At 69.9% G+C, this 23,009-nt stretch carries 22 protein-coding genes and 1 tRNA gene; 13 read left to right on the forward strand and 10 right to left on the reverse strand.

Annotation, left to right across the window (positions count from 1 at the left end; genetic code table 11):
• Position 1: 1 nt before the first annotated feature.
• Positions 2-1,129 (reverse strand): Rv2231c family pyridoxal phosphate-dependent protein CobC, encoded by a 1,128-nt coding sequence (gene cobC, locus ASG12_RS12620; protein WP_235456732.1) that lies wholly within the window; start codon positions 1,127-1,129, stop codon positions 2-4.
• Positions 1,130-1,195: 66 nt separating this feature from the next.
• On the opposite strand from cobC, the gene ASG12_RS12625 reads away from it, so the two are divergent.
• Positions 1,196-1,882: an HAD hydrolase-like protein gene (locus ASG12_RS12625; protein ID WP_055790844.1), complete on the forward strand. Its 687-nt coding sequence runs from the start codon at positions 1,196-1,198 to the stop codon at positions 1,880-1,882.
• Positions 1,875-2,345, forward strand: coding sequence for a low molecular weight protein-tyrosine-phosphatase (locus ASG12_RS12630; protein WP_055790027.1), 471 nt, complete (start codon positions 1,875-1,877; stop codon positions 2,343-2,345). Before ASG12_RS12625 ends, ASG12_RS12630 begins: the two co-directional genes overlap by 8 nt.
• Positions 2,346-2,386: 41 nt before the next feature.
• Here the strand turns inward: ASG12_RS12630 and ASG12_RS12635 are convergent, their stop codons facing one another.
• Positions 2,387-3,400, reverse strand: a complete 1,014-nt coding sequence (locus tag ASG12_RS12635) for a zinc-binding metallopeptidase family protein (protein WP_055790030.1) — start codon at positions 3,398-3,400, stop codon at positions 2,387-2,389.
• 202 nt (positions 3,401-3,602) lie between these two features.
• Here ASG12_RS12635 and ASG12_RS12640 point away from each other — a divergent pair, with 202 nt between their 5' ends.
• Complete coding sequence (locus tag ASG12_RS12640; RefSeq protein WP_055790033.1) at positions 3,603-4,601, forward strand: SURF1 family cytochrome oxidase biogenesis protein; 999 nt, start codon at positions 3,603-3,605, stop codon at positions 4,599-4,601.
• On the opposite strand, the gene ASG12_RS12645 is transcribed toward ASG12_RS12640, so the two are convergent.
• Complete coding sequence (locus ASG12_RS12645) at positions 4,598-5,551, reverse strand: cobalamin biosynthesis protein (protein ID WP_082502007.1); 954 nt, start codon at positions 5,549-5,551, stop codon at positions 4,598-4,600. The genes ASG12_RS12640 and ASG12_RS12645 overlap by 4 nt on opposite strands.
• Before the next feature lie 57 nt (positions 5,552-5,608).
• Here ASG12_RS12645 and ASG12_RS12650 point away from each other — a divergent pair, with 57 nt between their 5' ends.
• The gene (locus tag ASG12_RS12650) at positions 5,609-6,535 is read left to right on the forward strand and encodes a spermidine synthase (protein WP_443089094.1); all 927 of its coding nucleotides are present in this window, start codon (positions 5,609-5,611) and stop codon (positions 6,533-6,535) included.
• Here the strand turns inward: ASG12_RS12650 and ASG12_RS12655 are convergent.
• Positions 6,504-7,949: an acyl-CoA synthetase gene (locus ASG12_RS12655; RefSeq protein WP_055790036.1), complete on the reverse strand. Its 1,446-nt coding sequence runs from the start codon at positions 7,947-7,949 to the stop codon at positions 6,504-6,506. The genes ASG12_RS12650 and ASG12_RS12655 overlap by 32 nt on opposite strands.
• A gap of 114 nt (positions 7,950-8,063) precedes the next feature.
• Here ASG12_RS12655 and ASG12_RS12660 point away from each other — a divergent pair, with 114 nt between their 5' ends.
• Together ASG12_RS12660 and ASG12_RS12665 are read left to right on the forward strand one after the other, a co-directional pair.
• The gene (locus ASG12_RS12660; RefSeq protein ID WP_055790039.1) at positions 8,064-9,164 is read left to right on the forward strand and encodes a hypothetical protein; all 1,101 of its coding nucleotides are present in this window, start codon (positions 8,064-8,066) and stop codon (positions 9,162-9,164) included.
• 25 nt (positions 9,165-9,189) lie between these two features.
• The gene (locus ASG12_RS12665) at positions 9,190-9,924 is read left to right on the forward strand and encodes a DUF429 domain-containing protein (protein ID WP_055790042.1); all 735 of its coding nucleotides are present in this window, start codon (positions 9,190-9,192) and stop codon (positions 9,922-9,924) included.
• A 17-nt stretch (positions 9,925-9,941) separates the two neighbouring features.
• Here ASG12_RS12665 and ASG12_RS12670 read toward each other — a convergent pair whose 3' ends face one another.
• Complete coding sequence (locus ASG12_RS12670) at positions 9,942-10,835, reverse strand: YdcF family protein (RefSeq protein WP_082502009.1); 894 nt, start codon at positions 10,833-10,835, stop codon at positions 9,942-9,944.
• Positions 10,836-11,074: 239 nt separating this feature from the next.
• Here ASG12_RS12670 and ASG12_RS12675 point away from each other — a divergent pair, with 239 nt between their 5' ends.
• Positions 11,075-12,058, forward strand: a complete 984-nt coding sequence (locus ASG12_RS12675; RefSeq protein ID WP_055790045.1) for a helix-turn-helix transcriptional regulator — start codon at positions 11,075-11,077, stop codon at positions 12,056-12,058.
• Between the two features lie 3 nt (positions 12,059-12,061).
• Here the strand turns inward: ASG12_RS12675 and ASG12_RS21720 are convergent, their stop codons facing one another.
• The 5 genes from ASG12_RS21720 to ASG12_RS12695 all read right to left on the reverse strand — a co-directional run bounded on the left by ASG12_RS21720 (position 12,062) and on the right by ASG12_RS12695 (position 14,329).
• On the reverse strand, positions 12,062-12,199 hold the full coding sequence (locus tag ASG12_RS21720) for a hypothetical protein (RefSeq protein ID WP_156378087.1): 138 nt from the start codon (positions 12,197-12,199) through the stop codon (positions 12,062-12,064).
• Between the two features lie 250 nt (positions 12,200-12,449).
• A tRNA-Val gene (locus ASG12_RS12680) sits at positions 12,450-12,522 on the reverse strand.
• Between the two features lie 80 nt (positions 12,523-12,602).
• Positions 12,603-13,139 (reverse strand): redoxin domain-containing protein, encoded by a 537-nt coding sequence (locus ASG12_RS12685; protein WP_082501954.1) that lies wholly within the window; start codon positions 13,137-13,139, stop codon positions 12,603-12,605.
• Positions 13,136-13,558, reverse strand: a complete 423-nt coding sequence (locus ASG12_RS12690) for a DUF3052 domain-containing protein (protein ID WP_055790858.1) — start codon at positions 13,556-13,558, stop codon at positions 13,136-13,138. The genes ASG12_RS12685 and ASG12_RS12690 overlap by 4 nt, the downstream gene beginning before the upstream one ends.
• A gap of 180 nt (positions 13,559-13,738) precedes the next feature.
• Entirely contained in the window at positions 13,739-14,329 is a 591-nt protein-coding gene (locus ASG12_RS12695; RefSeq protein ID WP_055790048.1) for a hypothetical protein, read from the reverse strand.
• 272 nt (positions 14,330-14,601) lie between these two features.
• Between ASG12_RS12695 and aceE the strand changes: the two genes are divergently transcribed.
• The 6 genes from aceE to ASG12_RS12725 all read left to right on the forward strand — a co-directional run bounded on the left by aceE (position 14,602) and on the right by ASG12_RS12725 (position 22,989).
• A complete protein-coding gene (aceE, locus tag ASG12_RS12700; protein ID WP_055790051.1) occupies positions 14,602-17,382 on the forward strand; it encodes a pyruvate dehydrogenase (acetyl-transferring), homodimeric type in 2,781 nt (926 codons plus the stop codon).
• Between the two features lie 25 nt (positions 17,383-17,407).
• Positions 17,408-18,670, forward strand: coding sequence for a PucR family transcriptional regulator (locus ASG12_RS12705; RefSeq protein ID WP_045823147.1), 1,263 nt, complete (start codon positions 17,408-17,410; stop codon positions 18,668-18,670).
• 202 nt (positions 18,671-18,872) lie between these two features.
• Positions 18,873-19,781, forward strand: a complete 909-nt coding sequence (locus ASG12_RS12710; RefSeq protein WP_082501956.1) for an ACP S-malonyltransferase — start codon at positions 18,873-18,875, stop codon at positions 19,779-19,781.
• Between the two features lie 116 nt (positions 19,782-19,897).
• Positions 19,898-20,203, forward strand: a complete 306-nt coding sequence (gene acpM / locus ASG12_RS12715) for a meromycolate extension acyl carrier protein AcpM (protein WP_235456734.1) — start codon at positions 19,898-19,900, stop codon at positions 20,201-20,203.
• Positions 20,204-20,208: 5 nt separating this feature from the next.
• Positions 20,209-21,474: a KasA/KasB family beta-ketoacyl-ACP synthase gene (locus ASG12_RS12720; protein WP_055790056.1), complete on the forward strand. Its 1,266-nt coding sequence runs from the start codon at positions 20,209-20,211 to the stop codon at positions 21,472-21,474.
• Between the two features lie 63 nt (positions 21,475-21,537).
• A complete protein-coding gene (locus tag ASG12_RS12725) occupies positions 21,538-22,989 on the forward strand; it encodes an acyl-CoA carboxylase subunit beta (RefSeq protein WP_045823322.1) in 1,452 nt (483 codons plus the stop codon).
• Positions 22,990-23,009 lie beyond the last annotated feature (20 nt).

The following is a 23,009-nucleotide window of genomic DNA, read 5'->3' on the forward strand; positions in this document are numbered from 1 at the left end:
GTCAGTTCCCGTCGTCGATGTCGGTGCCAGAGTTGTCGAGATGCTGGTCGGCGTCGCTGCCGCGCCAGGCGGCGATCAGCCCGGCGACGACGTCGGGTTCGCGGACGGCGAGCCGGAGGTGGTCGGGGCCGAGGCCGGCGAAGTTCGCGCAACTGCGCACCGCGTGACCCGCCCGCGCCAGGTGGTTCTTGCGTGCGGTGCCATCGATGGTCCGCACCAGCACGAACGACGCCGCGGGCACACCGCACACGTCGATGCCGGCGTCGGTCAGGGCCGTACACATCGCCTCGCGGTCGGCACGCACGATGCGGGCCTGCTCGCGCGCGTGGGCCCTCCCCCGGTCCGACAACGCGGCGCGCAGGGCGGTCAGCTGCAGTGTGCCCACCGGCCAGTGCGGGCGTCCCGCGGTCAGACCTCTGATCACATCGGCTGTGGCGCAGAGGTATCCGGCACGCAACCCCGCCAGGGCGAAGGTCTTGGTGATGCTGCGGATCACGATGACGTCCGGGTGGGCGATCCCGACGAGGGATTCCGGTTCGTCGATCTCCACCCCGCCGCGCACCGCGAGCGTCACGTCGGCGAACGCCTCGTCGACCACGACGACCCGTCCCGGACGCCGCAGGGACTCGATCGCCGAGCGGGTGTGCAGCACCGAGGTCGGGTTGGTGGGGTTGCCCACGACCACCATGTCGGCGTCGTCGGGCACGTCGGCGGCGGCCACGTCCCACGGCTCCGCGCACACGACACGGGTCACGTGCACACCGGCCGAGGTCAGCACCCGTTCGGGCTCGGTGAAGGTGGGGGCGATGACGACGGCGTTGCGAGGACGCAGCCGGGCGAGCAGCGCGAATCCCTCGGCGGCACCGGCGAGCGGCAGGACCTCGCGGCGATCGCGATGATGGGCCCGCGCGATCGCGTCGACCGCGGCGTCGTGATCGTCGCGCAGCGGGTAGCCGGCCAGGTCAGGGAGCCGCGCGGCGAGTGCGTCGAGCATCCATCCGGGCGTCCGGCCACGGACGTTGACGGCGAAATCGACCATGCCCGGGGCGACGTCGTCGTCGCCGTGGCGGTCGAGTGCGGTGAGGTCGACGGTCGCGGCGGTCCGGTGGTGCATCGCCGACGGGATCACAGCTCACGACTCTACTTCGCGGCCCCTGCGTGGCCCGGGCGGCGCACGTCGGGTGAGAATGGTGGCGTGCCGGTCTCCACCGATCCCGCCGCGGCGACGACGACCCTGTTGTTCGACCTCGACGGCACCATCACCGATTCCTTCGACGGCATCGCCAACAGCTTTCGACACGCGCTGGCGACCATCGGCCATCCCGAGCCCGACCCGACGCTCGTCGAGGGCATCGCCGGGCCGCCCATGCTCGACACGCTGCACACCCTCGGTCTCGACGACGACCGTGCGGCCGCCGCGATGGACGCCTACCGGGCGCGCTACACCGACATCGGTTGGCTGGAGAACTCGGTGTTCCCCGAGATGGACGCGATGCTCGGCGACCTGGCTGCGGCCGGACGACGGATGGCCGTGGCCACCTCGAAGAACCAGACGACGGCGACGCGCATCCTCGAGCACTTCGGTCTCGCCGGGCATTTCACGGTGATCGCCGGCGCCAGCGACGACGGGACCCGCCGCACGAAGGGCGACGTGGTGGCACACGCCCTGTCCGGGCTCGGGGTCGCGCCGACCGCGTCGGCCGATGGCGGGACACCCGACGTGGTGATCATCGGTGACCGCTCCCACGACATCCACGGCGCCGGCGCGTTCGGGATCCCCGCGGTCCTCGTCGGCTGGGGCTATGCGCTCGACGGCGAGGGCGCCGACGCACGATGGCAGGTGTCGACGGTGAGTGAGCTGCGCGAGGTGCTCGGTGTCTGACCGCCTGCACATCACGTTCGTCTGCACCGGCAACATCTGCCGGTCCCCGATGGCCCAGAGCATCGTGACCCACGCCGTCGCCGACGCCGGTCTGGCGGATCGGGTGCTGATCGACAGCTGCGGCACCGGCTCGTGGCACGTCGGTGAACCGGCCGACGACCGGGCGCGGGCCGAGCTGCGCCTGGGAGGCTACTGCGACGAGCACTCCGCGGCGGTCCTCGGCTCCGAACACGTCGGCGCCGACCTGCTGGTGGCACTCGACCGCAGCCATCTGCAGGCGTTGTCGCGCAAGCGGCTCGGCGACCGGGCCCGCCTGCTGCGCAGTTTCGACCCCACCGCAACCGAACCCGACGTGGCCGACCCGTACTACGGCGACCAGGCCGATTTCACCCGTGTCCGTGAACAGATCGAGGCCGCCGTACCGGGGCTGCTCGACTGGATCCGCGAGCAGTTGGCCCGGTAGGGCGGTCGATCACTCCGGCGGGTCCGACACGACCCGCGGGATCAGATGGTGACGGGCTCGATCAGCGAGTGCGCGAACCGCATCTTCTCGAGCACCTTGGCCGGAAGCACGAACGGGTAGAGGTCCTGGTGACCCATCGAGCGGTTGATCTGGTTCAGCGACCACGACAGCGGCAGCCACCACTCGATGATGCGGTCGAAACCGACGTCGCCGGTGAGCGAGCTGGCCAGCGTCGCACCGGCCGGGGCCATCGCGAAAGCCGCTGCGGTGTCGAGGGTGTCGCGGATGTGCAGGTAGTGGGCGAAGGTCTCGGCCCAGTCCTCGGCCGGGTGCATGGTGGCGTACGACGAGACGTAGTCGGACTTCCAGTCCGAGGGCGGGCCGTCGTTGTAGTGGCGGTCGAGCGCGGCCTGGTAGTCGTCGTCGGGGTTGCCGAACAGCTCCTCGAACCGCTGGCGGTGCTCGCCGTCGCCGACGAGCGCCATCTGGTAGTAGTGGCCGATCTCATGACGGAAGTGACCGATCAGCGTGCGGTAGGGCTCGTCCATCGAGACGCGGAGCTGTTCGCGGTGCACGTCGTCGCCCTCGGCGAGGTCGAGGGTGATGACCCCGTTCGCGTGGCCGGTGATGACGTTCTCGTGCGCGCTGGACAACAGGTCGAACGCGAGACCGGTGCTCGTGTCGTCGTCGCGGCCGACGATGGGCAGGTTCAGTTCGGTCAGCTCGAGCACGACCCGGCGCTTGGCCGCCTCGGCGTCACCGAACTCGGTCAGTGCCTCGGTGTCGCCGTCGCCAGGGCGAGTGCGGGTGAGCCGGCAGGACTCGCAGAGACCGTCGTGGTCGGCGCCCTTCGTCACGAGCCAGTTGCACTTGGCGACGACGTTGTTCGCGCACCGGATCATGGTCGACCCGTCGATCTCGGTCTGACCGTTGTCGTCGAGGGTGACGATGGTGCGCGAGGGGAGGTGGAAGCCGAGCGCGCTGGCGCACTTGAGGCAGAGGGTGTTCTCGAAGGAGAGCTGCTGGCCGCAGTTGCGGCAGGCGAAATCGCGCATGGTGGGGGTGGGTCCGTTCGGTGAGGCACCTGCGCCCTGAGGGCGCCGAGGTGAGGTTCGCCGGACCGCGAGGCGCGCTCACGGCGGCGGCTTCGCGTGAGGGCCTGTCGGGCTCCGGCGGTCTCAGCGTAGTCGACACATGCAGATCGGCTCACCGATCTCGGCGCCTGTCGACCCGTGCGGGAGGTTGTACCGTCGAGGTATGCGAGTGCTCCGCGCCTTCCTGCGTCCCGGTTGGGTGGTTCTCGCGCTCGTCGTCGTCGCGTTCGCGGTGGCCTGCTTCTGGGTGCTGGCGCCGTGGCAGCTCGGCAAGAACGGTCGCACCGAACACCAGAACGATCTGATCAAGAGCGCGGTGTCGAAGGCGGCGGTCCCCATCGACACCGTCTACCCCGGCTCGGGTCCGGTGCCGACCGACACCGAGTGGCGCGAAGTGTCGGTGACGGGTGACTACCTGCCCGAGGCGCAGGCGGTCGTCCGGCTGCGATCGGTCGACGACAGTCCCGCGTTCGAGGTGCTCACACCGTTCCGCACCTCCGACGGCCGGATCTTCGTGGTCAACCGCGGCTACGTGCGCCCGCAGCAGGGCACCGCACTGCCGCCGGTGACCGCGGCACCGACCGGCACGACCAGCATCGACGCCCGGATCCGACAACCCGAGGGCACCAGCCCGGGCAAGGGGCCGCGCACCGAGTCCGGGGTGCTGCAGGTCTATACGATCGACCCGGCCGTGCTCGGCCGGACCGTCGGGTTGACCACGATGCCCGCCTATCTGCAGCTGTCGTCGGGGCAGCCCGGCAGCCTCGCCGAGATCCCCATCCCCCAGCTCGACTCCGGCCCGTACCTCTCCTATGGCCTGCAGTGGATCGCGTTCGGCGTGATGGCCCCGCTGGGCCTGTTGTATTTCGTGCGATCGGAGATCCGGCATCGACGCGCGGCCAACGCCGCCCGCGCCGAGACCGCCGAGCGCATCCGCACCGGAGCCGCCCCGCCCGACGCCCTCGAGTCCGCGGCCCTGGCCGAATCGGCGCTGTCGGAGCGCGCGGCCCGGGCTCGGCAGCGGCGCAAGGAACTCACCTCGGCGTCGTCGACGGGGATGGGACAGACCCGGGTGCGCGGCACCATCGGCGCCGGCCCCGACCAGGCCGTCGCGGGCGAGGACCGGGTGCGCGGCAAGCTCGCCGACCGGTACGGCGACTAGTTCCCACGCCTGCTGGGCCGCACACCGAGGATGCTCGCCGCGGCCGCGAGGACCGCACTCACCAGCTGTACCCGCCGCGAGAGCGTGATCGCCCGGCGCAGGTCGGCCACGTCGGGTGCCGGACCGTCGCCCAGGCGCGGTCGCTCCTCCACACGGTGGCGATACACCGTGGTGCCGCCGAGTCCGATGCCCAGCGCGCCGGCGAACGACGACTCGACGACACCGGCGTTCGGGCTCGGATGCGCGCGCGCGTCGCGGCGCCACGCCGCCGCGGCGTCGGCAGGCCGGCCACCGATCGCGATCACGATCACCCCGGCCAGACGCGCGGGCACCAGATTGGCGACATCGTCGAGACGCGCTGCCGCCCAGCCGAACCGCTCGTAGCGCGGCGTACGGTGGCCGACCATCGCGTCGAGGGTGTTGATCATGCGGTACGCGATCAAGCCGCGCACCCCACCGACAGCCCCCCACACCAGTGGCGCGACGGTGGCGTCGGAAGTGTTCTCGGCCACCGATTCCACGGTCGCGCGGATCATCCCGGCGCGATCGAGGCTCTCGGGATCACGGCCGCAGAGGCTCGGGATGAGCGCCCGGGCCGCCTGGTCGTCGTCGGCGTCGAGGGCGTCGGCGACCGCCGTCGCGACCCGGGTGAGTCCGGTTCCGCCCAGTACCGTCCACGTCGCGGCCGCCGTGGCCGCCGCCGCGCCCGGGCCGCGGACACGTCGCAGGGGTTCGGCGATCGCCAGGACCGACACCAGGCAACCACCGACGAACACGACTCCGGCCCAGCGGTTGTCGCGGTACAGGACCCGCTCGAGGCGCCCCGCGAGGGTGCCCATCCCGGCCACCGGATGCCCACGCCGCGGATCGGCGAAAACCAGGTCGGCGCCGAGGCCGGCCACCAGCCCGAGTGCGCGTGCGGCGCGGCGGCCGGGCGTGGGGTTGATCACCGGGACCACCCTGCCACGCGGTGTCTGCCCACGACGCCCGGCCGTAGGGTCGTGGGCGTGGCCGGACGCCGAAGACCTCGCAGACCACCCGCCCGGACCGAGGCGGGCACCTCGGGCGTCGACGACGCGTCGCCGACGCCCGAGGGTGTCTTCGACATCGACTCCGGAACCGCGAGGATCACCGCCGACGACGACGGGACCGGCTGGTTGATCGAGGTCAACGGCGTACAGAGTTCGCACATCGTCACCGACGACCCGCTGCGCCTGGAGTTCGAGTACATGCGGTGGATCGCGGCGGTGATCGACGACCGTCACCACCCCGACGACCCGCTGCGGGTGCTGCATCTCGGGGCCGGCGCCTGCACGCTGGCGCGCCGACTCGCCGCGGCGTATCCGCGGTCGCGACATGTGGCCGTCGACGTGGACGCGGCGCTGGCGACGCTGGTGCGCGAGCGCTTCGACCTCCCCCGGGCGCCGGTGCTGCGGTTGCGCGTCGGTGATGCTCGCGAGGTGACGACCGCCCTGCTCACCGACAGCCGCGACATCGTGATCCGAGACGTGTTCGCGGGCGCGACGACCCCGGAGAATCTCACCACCGCCGAGTTCGCCGACGAGGTGCACCGCGTGCTGCGCCCGGGAGGGCTCTACCTCGCCAACTGCGCCGACACGCGCGATCTCGCCGGCGCCCGCGCCGAGATCGCCACCATCGGTGCACGATTCGCGCACGTCGCGCTCGTCGCCGATCCGGCGATGCTCAAGGGCAGGCGCTACGGGAACATCATCATCGCCGCGAGCGACGACGAGATCGAGGTCTCGGCCGCGGTGGTCAAGACGCTGCTCGCCGGGGCGGTCCCGGCGTCGATGCGCGATGACACCGACACCCGCCGATTCGCCGCGGGCGCAACCGTTCTGCGAGATCCGAGCCGGGATGACACGGAACCGGACGGTGACGTCAGTCCGACGTCTCCAGCAACGCCTTCTTGACGACCTTGCCCATGGCGTTGCGCGGCAGTTCGTCGACGAAGCGCACCTCGCGGGGTCGCTTGTGCACCGACAACGCCGTCGCGACGTGTTCGATCAGCCCCTCGGCGGCAGCGGTGTCGGTCGGCGCATCGGGCCGGACGACGACGTAGGCGACGATCCGCTGGCCGAGGTCGTCGTCGGCCGGGCCGACCACCGCGACCTCGGCCACCGTCGGGTGCTCGAGCAGTGATGTCTCCACCTCGCCCGCCCCGACCCGGTACCCACCGGACTTGATGAGATCGGTGGACAACCGCCCCACGATGCGGTGCATCCCGCCGGGTTCGATCACTGCGGCGTCGCCGGTCGCGAACCACCCGTCGGGCAGCCACGACGCAGCCGTCGCCTCCGGTCGGTTCAGGTATCCCGCCCCGAGCATCGGGCCCTGCACGAGCAGCTCACCGACCGCGTCCCCGTCGTGGGGCAGCTCATCACCGGACTCGTCGCGCAGGCGGGTCCGCACGCCTGCCACCGGGGATCCGACCCACCCCGCCCGGCGGGGACCGTCGGCGCGGGCGCTGAGGGTGATGAGCGTCTCGGTCATGCCGTAGCGCTCCACCGGCTCGTGTCCGGTGAGCTCGGCCACCGCGTCGAACACCGTCGGCGGCAGTGGTGCGCTGCCCGAGATCAGCAGCCGGGCGCCGGAGAGCGAGCGTGCGTGCTCGGGTTCGGCGACGATCCTCGACCACACGGTCGGGACGCCGAAGTACATCGTTCCCGGGTGCTCGCCCTGCGCCGCGGCGGCATACGCCTCGGGTCGGGGTCGGACGGTGTGGTGGAGTCGGCTGCCCACCCGGAGGGGGCCGAGGAGTCCGAGGATCAGACCGTGGACGTGGAACAGCGGCAGACCGTGCACGAGGGTGTCGTCGGCGGTCCACGCCCAGGCGTCGGTGAGGGCGTCGATGCCGGCCGCCAGTGACCCGTGGGTGCTCACGACGCCCTTGGGTGCCCCGGTGGTGCCGGAGGTGTACATGATCATCGCCACGGTGTCCGCGGGCGGCTGGGGATGTCGGTGCCACGACCGGGCGTAGAGCCGCACCGGGAGGTGGGGGCGGTCGCACGGATCGGTGGGTGACGCGCCCAGCCAGGCCTGCGCGCCGGAGTCGTCGAGGACGTGACGTCGTTCGGCGTCGCCGCTGTCGGGTGCGACCGGCACCACGGTGACGCCGGCGAGCAGCGCGGCGACCACGGCGACGACGGTCTGCATCGACGGCACCGCCTCCACCGCGACGCGGCTCAGTCCGCCGAGTCGCTCGGACGCCGACGTCGCCGCCCCGACGATGTCGGCGTGGGAGAACGATTCGTCGCCGACGGTCACGAAGGCGGGGACGTCCGGCCGATCGGCCACGAAACCCGGTGTCAGGAGAGGGAACAGCACCCCGCCACTGTCGCACACACCGGGTTGTCGGCACCCGCACCTAGTCTCGGGCCCACGAGCAACCATCGCGTCCCACCGCCGCCGGTGGGGTCGCATGATTCCCCAGGAGCCGCCATGTCGTCGCCCACCACCGATGTCGACTTCGACGACGTGATCGACCGCGCCTGGGCGGGGTTCACCACGGCGCTGACCGAGCGGTTGAGCGGTCCCCGTGACGATCAGGCGATCGACCTCAGTCGCGAGCACGTCGCGCGCGGCTCGGCGAGCGACCTGCGGTTCCGTCGTCTGCCCACCGGGATGGTGTGCGCGATCGTGGCCGTCCCGGCCGGACGGCGGGCGGCGATCGCGGTCCCGCCGGGATGGTCCGACGCCGACGGTGGCCACCTGGTCCGGATCGTCGACCACGAAACGATCTCCACGCTCGTCGGCGAGGCCGTCGACCTGGCCCGCTCGCTGCTGGCGCTGCCGCACCCGAGTTTCCTGCGCGACGACGCGTCGGTGCGTGCGCGGGCGCAGTCCATGGCCGATCACCCCTCGGCCGGGTTGTCCCGTGTGGTCGGTCGCGTGGTGCGTGACCGCTTGGCCGGTGTCGTCGGTATCGACGTGCACGACGCGGTCGAGCTGACCTACCCCGATGCCACCGCCCATCTGCAGGTGTGGGGGCCGCAGCGCAGCGCGATGCTGTGGACCACCATCCGTGGTGCGGTCGACCCCGACGCCGTCGACCACGCCCGCGCGGTGGTCGCCGCGTGGCCGGGTTTCGATCTCGTCGTCGACGGCTCGGTGGTCGACGTGGAGTTCGCCGTCGACCTCGGCGCCGACCCGCGCACCGCGATCGGTGAGGCCATCGATCGGTGGCACGCCTTCATGACCGACGAACTGCCCGCCCTCACAGCCGCGCTCACCGCACCGTCGCCCCCTGACGAGGTCGCCATGCCGGCGGCACTGCGCGTGGCGGTCGACCGGGGTCGTGCCGGGTCGCTCCCGGACGCCGCCGGTGTTGCGTACCTGTGCGGCACAGACCGCGGCGCCGCAGTCGACTCGATGGAGGTCTGCCGGACGCAGTCCCTGCAGTGGCTCCACCGCGCCGACACCGCCACCGCCTCGGGCGACACCGAGGGGGCCGACGAGGCCCTGCGCTCCTCCGCGAGTTGGGACGCGCTGTACTCCGTCTTCGCCGCCGCGGTACGGATCATGGTGGGCGACGCCGCCTGAGCGCGCCGATCGCTACGGTGGGTCGATGCGAACGGTCGGGGTCGACCTCGCCGCCGAGCCCGGGAAGACGGCGTGCGCGGTCGTCGAGTGGGAGGCGGGAAGCGCCCGGGTGACCGCGCTACGCCTCGGGGCCGACGACGCCGATCTCGTCGCCGCGGCCGACGGGGCCGACCGTGTCGGTATCGACGCCCCGTTCGGTTGGCCCGATGCCTTCGTGGAGTTCGTGGTGGCCCATCACCAAGGCGCTGCGCCCACCACCGGGCCGCTCAACACGCGTGCGGCCCGTGGTCCGCTGGTCCGACGCCACACCGATGAGGTGGTGCGCGGGGAGACCGGCCTGATCCCGCTGAGCGTGTCGGCCGATCTCATCGCCCATGTGGCCCTGCGGTGTTCGAGCGTGCTGACCGCACTCGGGGTGTCCGACCGTGTGCACGGAGCGGCCGCCGAGGTGTACCCCGCGGCCGCACTGCGCACGTGGGGCCTGCGTTCACGTGGCTACAAGGGCACCGCGAACACCGGTGTCCGCGCCATCCTGCTCGCCGACCTCGCGACCGCGGCGCCGTGGCTCGATCTCGGCGAGTTCGCGGCCCTCTGTCACGCGAGCGACGACGCCGTCGACGCGGTCCTCGCCGCGCTGCTGGCCCGTGCGGTGGCGCTCGACGCCACTGCGCTCCCCGCGCCGGAGATGGCCGAGGTCGCCGCCCGTGAGGGGTGGATCCACCTGCCGCGGATCGCACTGTCCGAGCTCGTCGCCGGCTGACGTCGGCGACACTCGTGTCAGCGGGTGGCGGGCAACCCGAACGTGCGGGTGGCGTCGACGTAGATCGACAGCTGTGCGTCGCGCAACGGCGGTAGCACCGCGTCGAGCCAGCCGTCGATCTGCGACGAGACGCCGATGACCGGTAGACCCGCGATGACGAAGTCGGTGACCGCTCGGCGGACGTGGTTGGCGCTGCTGACCACGATGGCGTTGACCACTCCGCGCGGCTTGACCAGCGCGGCGGTGAATAGCGCGTTCTGCACCGTCGAACCCGCGCGCGACTCGGTGAGGATCCGTGAGGCCGGAATCCCGCGCGCCACCAACCAGTTCCGCATCGCGGCGGCCTCGGTGACGCCGTTGTGCGGTGCGCCGCCGGTCACCACGATGGGCGAGAGGGGCGCGATGATCGCCTGGCGCCACACCGCGCCCATGCGCTGTTCGAGTTCGGGCCGCATCGCACCGTTGTCGAGCAATCCGTATCCGAGGGCCACGATCGCCGTCTGGGGACCGACCACGCTGGGGAACGGATTGGGCAGGGTCGCGATACCGGCGCCGATCGCGCCGAACACGCGGTTGACCCCCGCCGCCGTGGCCGGCGACACCGCGTTCAGCCGCCCCTGGGCTCCGGCCTTGAGTGGGAAGTCGTACACGTAGTCGGCCCAGATCGCCTGCAACGCAAGCGCCTGGGCGTCGTTGGGTGCGATCCGCAGCAGTGCCGCGATGTCGCCGAGGCCGCCAGGGACGTCGCGATGGGCGAACTTGTCCTGGGCGGAGTTGTACAGCGAGGTCGGCGGCGCGGCCGAGGCCACCGCCGGCACGAACAACGCCTGACCGGCCCCGAGGCCCGCTGCGCACACCATCGCGACACCGAGCGTCGCGGCGAGGTTCTGCAGACGCGTCCACACACGCATGCCGTCGTCCTTTCGTTCCCCCGGCCATCGGAATGAGACCCACGACAGACCGCGGGTGCACGAGAGTGGGATACCGGTGAGGCTACTGGGGCTGAAGTGGCCGATGAGCACGAACGTGCCACGAAACGATCACGTGTGGGCATCGACGCGGCGTGGCGTGGCGCACTCGCGACAGCGACCGACGACGCATCGGCCATCGAGGACCGAAAGTGTCCGCAATGCCTGGGACACTTGTCGGCATGGTCATCGAGTCCTCCGCGAGGCTTCTCCGCCTCCTCTCGCTGCTGCAGATGCGTCAGGACTGGTCGGGTGCCGACCTCGCCGACCGGCTCGACGTGACGACGCGAACGGTCCGTCGTGACGTCGACCGGCTCCGCGAACTCGGTTACCCTGTCGACGCCACGGTGGGCGTGGGCGGCGGTTACCGCCTGGGCGCGGGAGCGCAGATGCCGCCGCTCCTGCTCGACGACGCCGAGGTGCTCGCCGTGGCCGTCGGATTACAGTCGGGGGCAACCGCTTCGGTGACCGGTCTCGACGATGCCGCCGCGCGGGCGGTGGCGAAACTGCGACAGGTCATGCCGTCACGTCTACGTCACCGGCTCGACGCGCTCCAGGTGGACACCGTCGCGTCGAGCCCTCCGCGGTCATCGGTCGACGCGACCGTGCTGTCAGATCTTGCCGCCGTGTGCCACCGCGCCGAGCGTCTGCGGTTCGATTACGCCGACCGCTCGGGCACTCGTTCGCGGCGCGAGGTGGAGCCGTATCGGCTGGTGCGCAACGGTTCTCGCTGGTATCTGTTCGCCTGGGACCTCGGGCGCGCCGACTGGCGGTCGTTTCGCGCCGATCGGGTGAGTCCGGTGATACCCACCGGTCCACGGTTCACGCCGCGCCCTCTCCCCGAGGGCGGAGCGGCGGCACATGTGGCGGCGAGCCTCGGCGCGATCGCGCGGGCTGCGGTCGCACGGGTGCGGGTACACGCCCCGGCGAGCGAGATCGCCCCGATGGTCTACGACGAGTGGGGGACGATCGAGGCGGGTGACGAGACCTCGTGTGAGATACGACTGTTCGGCTGGTCGATCGAATCGATAGCCTGGTGGCTCCACCGATTCGAGGCGGGCTTCACCGTGATCGAGCCGCCCGGACTACGCGACGAATGTCGCGCTCTGGCGTTGCGGCACCGCGACATCAGCCGACGCTATCTCGATGCGGTTGAGACGGAGTGAGTCTCAGCGCCGGTCGGACGAATCGTGCTGAGCCTTGGTCGAATCGGAATCCGAGAACACCGGCATGTGCGCCGGCGCGTCACCGGTCGTCGCCGGGGCCTCCGAGACCGAGGTGTGCGAGAAGAGTTCGTTGTAGTCCATTGGTGTCCTCACGGGCGTGCCCTCGTCGTGTCGACGTACGAGCGTGATCCGACGGGGCGTACAGGCGGCGATCGAAGGATTTCCATCGCCGACGCAATCGGTCCGCCGAGATCGGCGCGAACCGTGTTCTGTCACTCACGCTACACCCGCACCGCCGGACGGGGACCGATTGAGCACGATGCACCGGTCCGGCGCGTTGAGGGCGACGGACTCCGCGCGTCGTGGCGGGAGGGGAATGCAGCCATCCGGGTGCGCGCAGAGGGATTCGAACCCCCGACCGCTGGTGTGTAAGACCAGAGCTCTAACCACTGAGCTATGCGCGCTCGTGACGCCGACACAGGCGACGACGCAGACGAATCTAGCGTGCGCCGCGGGGTGAGCCGAAATCGGCGGACGGGGCCGGTCAGGGCCGTAGAGCGTCGAGAACGCGGGTCCACAGGGCGTCGTCGCGCGCCTCGCCGGGACCGACCATGTCGGAGAACGCGATCACACCGTCGAGACCGACGACGAAGGTGCCGCGGTTGGCGTACCCGGCGTGGGCGTTGAACACCCCGTAATCGCGCGCGGTCGCGCCGTGGGGCCAGAAATCGGACAGGATCGGGAAGAGGAATCCCTGCGCCGACGACCAGACCTTGTGGGTGGGCGGCGGACCGACCGACACCGCGACCACGGTGCTGCGGTCGTTGTCGAACTCGGGCAACCGATCGCGCAGGGCGCCGAGTTCACCCTCGCAGGTGCCGGTGAACGCCAGCGGGAAGAACACCACGACGACCTTTTTCACACCCGCGTGGGCGCGCAACGACACCTTCTGGTTGTTCTGGTCGCGGAGCTCGAAATCCGGTGCGACAGCGCCGGGTTGCAGTGGGCCCACCGGGAGTCCCGCATCGTCGACGATGCGCGACACGGGGTCGAGAAAGGGCGTGGCGGGCGGGCTGGTCATGGACGCTTCGGGGTGCGCGCCTTGGGCTGCACGAGCCGCGAACCCGACCAGTCGCCGAGGTTCATCGCGGAGGTCTGCGTGAGTCCGGCGGTGGGCGCCGCCTCGGCGATCTCGGCCGGGTCGACATAGCCGTCGGTGCCGGTCTTGGGCGAGAACACCCACACGTAACCGTCGTCGGCGAGGGGTCCGATCGCGTCCATCAGGGCGTCGACGAGGTCGCCGTCGCCCTCCCGCCACCAGAGCACGACGACGTCGATGACGTCGTCGGAATCCTCGTCGAGCATCTCCGCCCCGACGACATCCTCGATGTCGGCGCGTAGTTCGTCGTCGGTGTCGTCATCCCACCCGAGCTCCTGCACCACCATCCCGGCGGTGAACCCGAGCTTCTCGGCGCGACTTCCGTGCGCGGCGGCAACCAACGCGAATGACCTCCTGTGGCGTGTCATGACCGTGTGTTCCACGCGGTCGCTTCGACCCGACAACGGTGTACCGGATCGACTTCTTCTAGAGAACAGTCTGCATGGCGAAGTTGCAAGCCGAGTCACAGTTCGCGCGGCGAGTCCTGTCGAGGTCGGGCATCGCCGGTGTCGGTGCGGGGATCAGCCGCCGGGTGTCTTGGTCGACGGCTGCGCGCCGACGGGCCCTCCACCGGAGACGGGCCCACACGCCGACAACGCCGTGTCGCGGGCGCGCTCCCACGCCGTGGAGGAGGCGTTGAGCGCGTCGCGCTGCTTGCCCGCCACCACACGGGCCAGGTCGGAGCTGCGGGCGGCGAACCCGCCGGCGGTGGCGCGGACCTGATCGGAGGTGGACCCGGTGACCGCGCCGGTCACCGCGGACCCCGCCCGGTTGAGCGCGTCGACGGCGGCACCGTCGGTCCGTGCGAGGTCATCGAACGACTGCGTGGAGTTCAACCGCGCGACGAAGGCGTTGTAGGCGCGCGAGGCGGAGGCGGCCGCCGACGTCACGGCGGCACAGGTCGCGTAGTCGGCGGCGGTCTGGGCGTCGGCGCTCGCGCGCGCCGCGGCCGAGGACCGGGTGGCGAGATAGTCCGACACCTGCACCGGGTCGACGCGACCGGACCCGTCGACCGTCGTCGCGCACGCCGAGAGCGCGACGATCAGCACACCCGTGGCGGCGGCGCCGACGCTGTGGGCGCGGACCCACCCGCACCCCCGGAGTCGATTCACACAGGAGATAGTGCCCCAGCGCTCGCCGCGCTCACAACACCGCCGTCCATCGCGGCTCACCTGGGCGATCGATGTCCGTATCGGCGAGGTACGCCACACCTTCGCCAATCCTGGGTCACATACGGCACGATTGGTGACGTACCTCCCACTCGGGCGCACCCATGCCCGCACCGAGGCCACACCGGCTCCGATACACACACCATCCGCGCCGGACCACCGCACGCCCCGGCCGTCACTCCCCTGCGCCGGACGACTTGAGGAGACACCCACCTGTGACCGAGAAAAGCACCCAGGACGCACCGAAGACGACCGGCAGCGATCGGGTGCGTGTCATCCGCGAGGGCGTCGCCTCGTATCTTCCCGACATCGATCCGCAGGAAACCGACGAGTGGCTCGCCTCGTTCGACGGCCTGCTCGACCACGCGGGCCCAGGTCGCGCGCGCTATCTGATGCTGCGGCTGCTCGAGCGCGCCAGCGAACGCCGCGTGTCGATCCCTGCGCTGACCTCGACCGATTACGTCAACACCATCCCCACCGAGAGCGAACCGTGGTTCCCCGGTGACGAGGAGGTCGAGCGTCGGTTCCGCGCCTTCATCCGCTGGAACGCCGCGATCATGGTGCACCGCGCACAGCGACCGGGGGTCGGTGTCGGCGGGCACATCTCGACCTACGCGTCGTCGGCCGCGCTGTACGAGGTCGGTTTCAACCACTTCTTCCGCGGTCAGGACCACTCCGGCGGCGGCGACCAGATCTTCATCCAGGGCCACGCCTCGCCCGGCATCTACGCCCGCGCCTACCTCGAGGGGCGCATCGACGAGCACCGCATGGACGGCTTCCGTCAGGAGCACAGCCACGCGGGCGAGGGCGGCGGCCTGCCGTCGTACCCGCACCCGCGACTGATGCCCGACTTCTGGCAGTTCCCGACCGTCTCGATGGGCCTGGGCCCGATGAATGCCATCTACCAGGCACGCTTCAACCACTACCTGCACGACCGCGGCATCAAGGACACGTCCGATCAGCACGTCTGGGCGTTCCTGGGCGACGGCGAGATGGACGAGCCGGAGTCGCGCGGTCTCGCGCACGTCGCGGCCACCGAGGGCCTCGACAACCTCACGTTCGTCGTCAACTGCAACCTGCAGCGGCTCGACGGGCCGGTGCGCGGCAACGGCAAGATCATCCAGGAGCTCGAGTCGTTCTTCCGCGGCGCCGGCTGGAACGTCATCAAGGTCGTGTGGGGGCGCGAGTGGGACGCCCTGCTGCACGCCGATCGCGACGGCGCCCTGGTGAACCTCATGAACACGACCCCCGACGGCGACTTCCAGGGGTTCAAGGCCAACGACGGCGCGTTCGTCCGCGAGCACTTCTTCGGGCGCGACCCGCGCACCAAGGAGTTGGTCAAGGACATCAGCGACGCCGACATCTGGAAGCTCAAGCGCGGTGGCCACGACTACCGCAAGGTGCACGCCGCCTATGCCTCGGCCATGGCCCACAAGGGGCAGCCGACGGTGATCCTGGCGCACACGATCAAGGGCTACACACTCGGAAAGCACTTCGAGGGCCGCAACGCGACGCACCAGATGAAGAAGCTGACCCTCGACGATCTCAAGGACTTCCGCGACAGCTGCCGCATCCCCATCACCGATGAACAGCTCGAGAAGGACCCGTACCTGCCGCCGTACTACCACCCCGGTACCGACGCCCCCGAGATCCAGTACATGCTCGACCGCCGCAAGACGCTCGGCGGATTCCTGCCGGTCCGGCGCACGAAGAGCAAGACCCTCACGCCCGCGACCGACGGCGTCATCAAGGCCATGGCGAAGGGCTCGGGCAAGCAGCAGGTCGCCTCGACCATGGCGCTGGTCCGCATCTTCAAGGAGCTGATGCGCGACAAGGAGGTCGGCAAGCGCGTCGTGCCGATCATCCCCGACGAGGCCCGCACCTTCGGCATGGACTCGTGGTTCCCGTCGCTCAAGATCTACAACCGCAACGGTCAGCTCTACACCTCGGTCGACGCCGACCTCATGCTCGCCTACAAGGAGAGCGAGGTCGGGCAGATCCTGCACGAGGGCATCAACGAGGCCGGTTCGACGGCGTCGTTCACCGCGGTCGGGACCTCGTATGCGACCCACGACGAGCCGATGATCCCGCTCTACATCTTCTATTCGATGTTCGGCTTCCAGCGGACCGGCGACGGCCTGTGGGCCGCGGCGGACCAGATGGCGCGTGGTTTCGTGATCGGCGCGACCGCGGGCCGGACCACCCTCACCGGCGAGGGGCTGCAGCACGCCGACGGACACTCGCTGGTGCTGGCGTCGACGAATCCCGCTGTGGTGGCCTACGACCCGGCCTACGCCTACGAGATGGCGCACATCATCGTCGACGGCCTGGGGCGGATGTTCGGCGACGACCCGGAGAACATCTACTACTACATCACCGTCTACAACGAGCCGATCTCCCAGCCGCCGCAGCCCGAGGACCTCGACGTCACCGGCGTGCTCAAGGGCATCTACAAGTGCCACGCCGCGCCCGAGAAGAAGCAGTACCCGGCCAACATCCTCGTCTCCGGCGTGACGATGACCGACGCGGTGCGCGCGCAGGAACTGCTCGCGCAGGACTGGGACGTGGCCGCCGACATCTGGTCGGTCACCTCGTGGGGTGAACTGACCCGTGACGGTGTCGCCTACGAGAAGGCGTCGCTGCGCGAGCCGGACGGTGATCACGAACAGCCGTTCGTCACCTCGGCACTGTCGTCGGCGCAGGGACCGTTCGTCGCGGTGACGGACTTCATGCGCGGGCTGCCCGAGCTGATCCGCGCATGGGTGCCCGGTACCTACCTGACCCTGGGCACCGACGGGTTCGGTTTCTCCGACACCCGTCCGGCGGCGAGGCGCTTCTTCAACGTCGACGCCGAGTCGATCGCGGTGGGCGTGCTGGCGGGGTTGGCCCGCGACGGCCACCTCGACACCTCGGTCGTGGCGGAGGCGGCGCAGCGCTATGACATCACCGATGTCCTCGCCGCACCCGAGCAGACCAGTGATCCCGGCGTGGCGTGACCAGATGGCGCACTAGTGTGAACCGGTGACCGAGACCCCCCACGCCCCCGAACAGAGTCCGGGTGACCTGTTCAGCGAGCGGGGGGCTCGGGTACCGGCGCCGGCCGACGTGCACGACGCGTTGCCCGACACCCTGCTCAAGCGGGTCAAGCAGTACAGCGGCCGTCTGGCGACGGAAGCCGTCCACTCGATGCAGGACCAGTTGCCGTACTTCGCCGAGTTCGAGGCGGGGCAACGCGCGAGTGTGCAGCTGGTGGTGCAGACCGCGGTCGTCAACTTCGTGGAGTGGCTGCAGGATCCCGACGGCAACCTCAAGTTCACCGTGCAGGCCTTCCAGGTGGTCCCGCAGGACCTCACCCGCCGCATCAGCCTGCTGCAGTCGGTGGAGATGGTGCGCGTCGCGATGGAGTTCTTCGAGAAGTGGCTGCCACTGCTCGCCCGCAACGACGCACAGCTGCGTGCGCTGACCGAGTCGGTGCTGCGCTACGGCCGTGAGATCGGGTTCGCGGCGGCCGCCATCTACGCGTCGGCCGCCGAGTCCCGAGGCGCGTGGGACTCGCGGGTGGAGGCATTGGTCGTCGACGCCGTCGTCCGTGGCGACACCGGTCCGACCCTGCTGTCCCGAGCGGCCGCGCTGAACTGGGATTCCGACGCCACCGCCACGGTGGTGGTCGGCTACCCGCCGCCGGAACAGAACGTGTCGGTGCCGCTCGCGATCCACAACAGCGCGCGACGGCACGACCGGTCGGCGTTGTCGGTGGTGCAGGGCACGTTGCTGGTGGCGATCGTCAGTGGCGAGATGGACTCGTCGGACCCCTTCGTCACGACCCTGCTGACGCACTTCGCCGATGCGCCGGTCGTGATCGGTCACACCACGCCGTCACTCGGCGCCGCCCACAGCAGTGCGGTGGAGGCGTTGGCCGGCATGGAGGCCGTCGCGGGATGGCCCGGGGCCCCGCGGCCGGTGCACAGCTGGGAACTGCTGCCCGAGCGCGCGCTGCTCGGCGACCGGGCCGCGGTGCGCACCCTCAACGACTTCCTGGTGACGCCCTTGGCCAAGGGCGGCGACACACTGACCAACACCCTGGATGCGTATCTCGATTCGGGCGGATCGGTCGAATCGTGCGCGCGCGAACTGTTCGTTCATCCGAATACTGTCAGATATCGACTAAAACGGATCGCCGAGGTGACCGGTCGGGACCCGACCAATCCGCGCGATGCGTACGTGTTGCGAGTCGCATCGACGGTCGGGCGGCTGGCCCAAGTGCACCAGGGAACGCTCTCATGAGCCCCATGAGTAACGTGCGTCACAATTTTGTGTGGAATTTCCCACCATCGACGAGATGACCCTGTTGCGGATCACGAATCTCGAACCGGTGACGAAGTGGATACGTCCGCACAGTCGTTTGTAGGAACCGCACAAAACCCGGCGACAAGGTTCGGTGCCCTCCACACCAGCATCGAGGGCTCGGAGGGTGTTCTCTGATCAGGTGCTCTCATTGCTTGCGCCCGGACAGGGCTCCCAGACTCCCGGAATGCTCGAGCCGTGGCTCGCGCTCCCCGGTGCGGCCGATCAGGTCGCCACGTGGTCCAAGCTGACCGGGCTGCCCCTCGAGCGGCTCGGCACGACCGCGACGGCCGAGGAGATCACCGACACCGCCGTCACCCAGCCGCTCGTCGTCGTCTCGGCGCTGCTGGCCTTCGACGAGCTCGGCAAGCGTCATCGGATCCCGTCCGACGTGGTCGTCGCCGGCCACTCCGTCGGCGAGTTGGCCGCCGCTGCGATCACCGGCGTGATCACCCGCGACGAGGCGGTCTCGCTCGCGGCGATCCGCGGCGCGGAGATGGCGAAGGCCTGCGCCGAGGTCCCCACCACCATGGCCGCGGTGCTCGGCGGCGACGAGGAGCAGGTACTCGCCCGCCTCGCCGAACTGGACCTGGTGCCCGCCAACCGCAACGCGGTCGGGCAGATCGTGGCCGCCGGCACCGTCGAGGCGATCGACACGCTGATCGCCGACCCGCCGGAGAAGGCGCGAACCCGTAAGCTGTCCGTGGCCGGGGCCTTCCACACGCACTACATGGCGTCGGCCCAGGATGCGGTCGCGGCAGCAGCTGCGGCCATCACCCCACAGGATCCCACCGCTGTGCTCCTGTCCAACTTCGACGGCAAGCCCGTCACCTCCGGCGTCGAGGCGCTCGCGCGGCTCGTCTCGCAGGTGACCAACCCGGTTCGATGGGATCTCTGCTCGGCGACGATGCGTGAGCTCGGCGTCGACTCGCTCGTCGAACTGCCGCCCGCCGGGGCACTCACCGGCATCGCCAAGCGCGAACTGAAGGGGACGCCCACGCGCGCCCTGAAGACGCCGGACGATCTCGAGGGCATCACAGGACTTGGATAGTTGCTCCCGCACACGCGGGAGTACCCGGAAAGGCGTCGCAGGCGCCCGTCCAGACGGTGGCCAGGCCACCGTTCCGGAACATGTCAGGACGAACACGACAAGAAGGGAGCCACCCCGTGGCGACTCAGGAAGAACTCATTGCCGGCATCGCGGAGATCATCGAAGAGGTCACCGGTATTGAGCCCTCCGAGGTCACGCTCGACAAGTCCTTCGTCGACGACCTCGACATCGACTCGCTGTCGATGGTCGAGATCGCGGTGCAGACCGAGGACAAGTACGGAGTGAAGATCCCCGATGAGGATCTGGCCGGTCTGCGCACCGTCGGTGACGCGGTGGGCTACATCCAGAAGCTCGAGGCCGAGAACCCCGAGGCCGCTGCCGCCATCGCAGCGCAGGTGGAAGCCAACAAGAAGGCTGAGTGACGTAATTGACCTCCACTCTTCGTGAATTCTCCACGGCAGCCGGGAACTTCCCCAGCGTCGTCGTGACCTCCATGGTCGCGACGACGTCGGTCGGTGAAGATCTCGACTCCACGTGGAAGGGTCTTCTGGCCGGCGAGACCGGTATCAAGACCCTCACAGACGACTTCCTCACCAAGTACGAACTCCCGGTTCGTATCGGCGGGAAGTTGGTCAAGGACCCGACCGAAGAGGTGTCCCGCGTCGAAGCCCGTCGCATGAGCTATGTCGAGCGCATGGCCCACGTGATGAGCAAGCGCCTGTGGGAGCAGGCCGGCGAGCCCGATGTCGACAAGGACCGCCTCGCGGTCGTTCTCGGCACCGGCCTCGGCGGCGGCGATGCGCTCATCGCCGCACACGACGCGATGACGCTGACCGGCAACTACCGCAAGGTGTCGCCGTTGGCCGTCCCGATGACCATGCCGAACGGACCCGCAGCGGTCATCGGCCTGAACGTCGGGGCCCGTGCGGGCGTCATCACCCCGGTCTCGGCGTGTTCGTCGGGCTCCGAGGCGATCGCCCACGCATGGCGGCACATCGTCCTCGGTGACGCCGACATGGTCGTCACCGGCGGTGTCGAGGGGTTCATCGACGCCGTGCCGATCGCCAGCTTCGCGATGATGCGGGCGATGAGCACGCGCAACGACGACCCCGCCGCGGCGTCGCGACCGTTCGACAAGGACCGCGACGGTTTCGTCTTCGGCGAGGCCGCAGCGCTCATGATCATCGAACGCGAGGACCACGCCCGGGCCCGTGGTGCGCACATCCATGCGCGCCTGCTGGGTCAGGGCATCACGTCCGACGGGTATCACCTCGTCGCACCCCATCCCGAGGGACTGGGTGCGGCACGCGCGATGGCACGTGCGCTGGAGACCGCAGGTCTGCAGCGCACCGACATCACGCATGTCAACGCCCACGCGACGTCGACGTCGATCGGCGACACCGCCGAGGCGCTGGCGATCAACTCGGCAATCGGCGAGCACGCTGCGGTGTACGCACCGAAGTCCGCGCTCGGGCACTCCATCGGCGCGGTGGGTGCATTGGAATCGGTCCTGACGGTCAAGGCCATCGAGGACGGGGTCATCCCGCCCACGCTGAACCTCGACAACATGGACGCGGAGTGCAATCTCGACGTCGTCGCCGGTGAGCCGCGGTACGGGCACATCGACTACGCCATCAACAACTCGTTCGGATTCGGTGGGCACAACGTGGCGCTCGCCTTTGGGCGTTACTGAACACCCGTCACAGACACACAGTTGCGTGTGGTGAGTGACTCGCCGGAACTGTTAGGAGAATCGATGACAACCATGGCTCCGATCACCTCGCACGAGGACTCGGCAGATCCTCGTGATCCGCTGCTGCGACTGACGAACTTCTTCGACGAGGGTTCGATGTCCCTGCTGCACTCCCGCGACAAGTCGGGCGTGCAGGCGGCCGTCGGTCGCGTCAACGGCGTGCGCACCATCTCGTACTGCACCGACGGCACCGTCATGGGCGGCGCCATGGGTGTGGTCGGGTGTGCGCACATCGTCAACGCCATCGACACCGCGATCGCCGAACAGGCCCCCATCGTGGGGATCTGGCACTCGGGAGGCGCACGCCTCGCCGAGGGTGTCGAGGCGTTGCACGCCGTCGGCAAGGTGTTCGAGGCCATGGTGCGTGCCTCCGGGTACGTCCCGCAGATCTCCGTGGTCGTCGGCTTCGCCGCGGGTGGTGCGGCGTACGGCCCCGCGCTCACCGACATCGTGATCATGGCGCCGGCAGGCCGGGTGTTCGTCACCGGACCCGACGTCGTCCGCAGTGTCACCGGTGAGCAGGTCGACATGGAGTCGCTCGGCGGACCGCTGACGCACGGCAAGAAGTCGGGCGTCAGCCACATCACCGCCGACTCCGAGCCCGACGCCCTCTGGCGCGCCCGTCGCCTGGTGGCGACGTTCAGCCAGCAGGGTCACTTCAGCAGGCAGCGTGCCGAGGCCGGCGACACCGACCTCAAAGCGCTTCTGCCGGAGTCGAACCGACGGGCGTACGACGTGCACCCGGTCGTCGCGGGCCTGCTCGACACCGACCTCGCCGCAGACGGCGAGACCGAGATCTCCAGCTTCGAGGAGATCCAGGCGAAGTTCGCGCCGAACATCGTCGTCGGTTTCGGTCGACTGTCGGGACGCAGCGTCGGCGTCGTCGCCAACAACCCGTTGCGCATGGGTGGGTGCCTCAACTCGCTCAGCGCCGAGAAGGCGGCCCGGTTCGTGCGTCTGTGCGACGCCTTCGGGATCCCGCTGATCGTCCTCACCGACGTCCCGGGGTACCTGCCCGGTGTCGGCCAGGAGTGGGACGGCGTCGTGCGTCGTGGCGCCAAGCTGCTGCACGCGTTCGCCGAGTGCACCGTTCCCCGCGTCACGCTGGTCACCCGCAAGATCTACGGCGGGGCCTACATCGCGATGAACTCCCGCGCGCTGGGGGCAACCGCGGTGTTCGCCTGGCCCGGGTCCGAGGTCGCGGTGATGGGCGCCAAGGCGGCCGTCGGCATCTTGCACAAGAAGGCACTGGCGGCTGCGGCCGACGACGAGCGTGAGGCCCTGCACGATCGCCTCGCGGTGGAGCACGAGGCCATCGCCGGCGGCGTGGGTCGCGCGCAGTCGATCGGTGTCGTCGACGAGATCATCGATCCGGCGAAGACCCGCAGCATGATCGCCGAGGCCCTGGCCTCGGCACCGGCACGGCGAGGACGTCACAAGAACATCCCGTTGTGATCCGATCCTGAACACGAGAA

Source organism: Williamsia sp. Leaf354 (assembly GCF_001424365.1).
In the GTDB taxonomy this organism is placed as follows: domain Bacteria; phylum Actinomycetota; class Actinomycetes; order Mycobacteriales; family Mycobacteriaceae; genus Williamsia_A.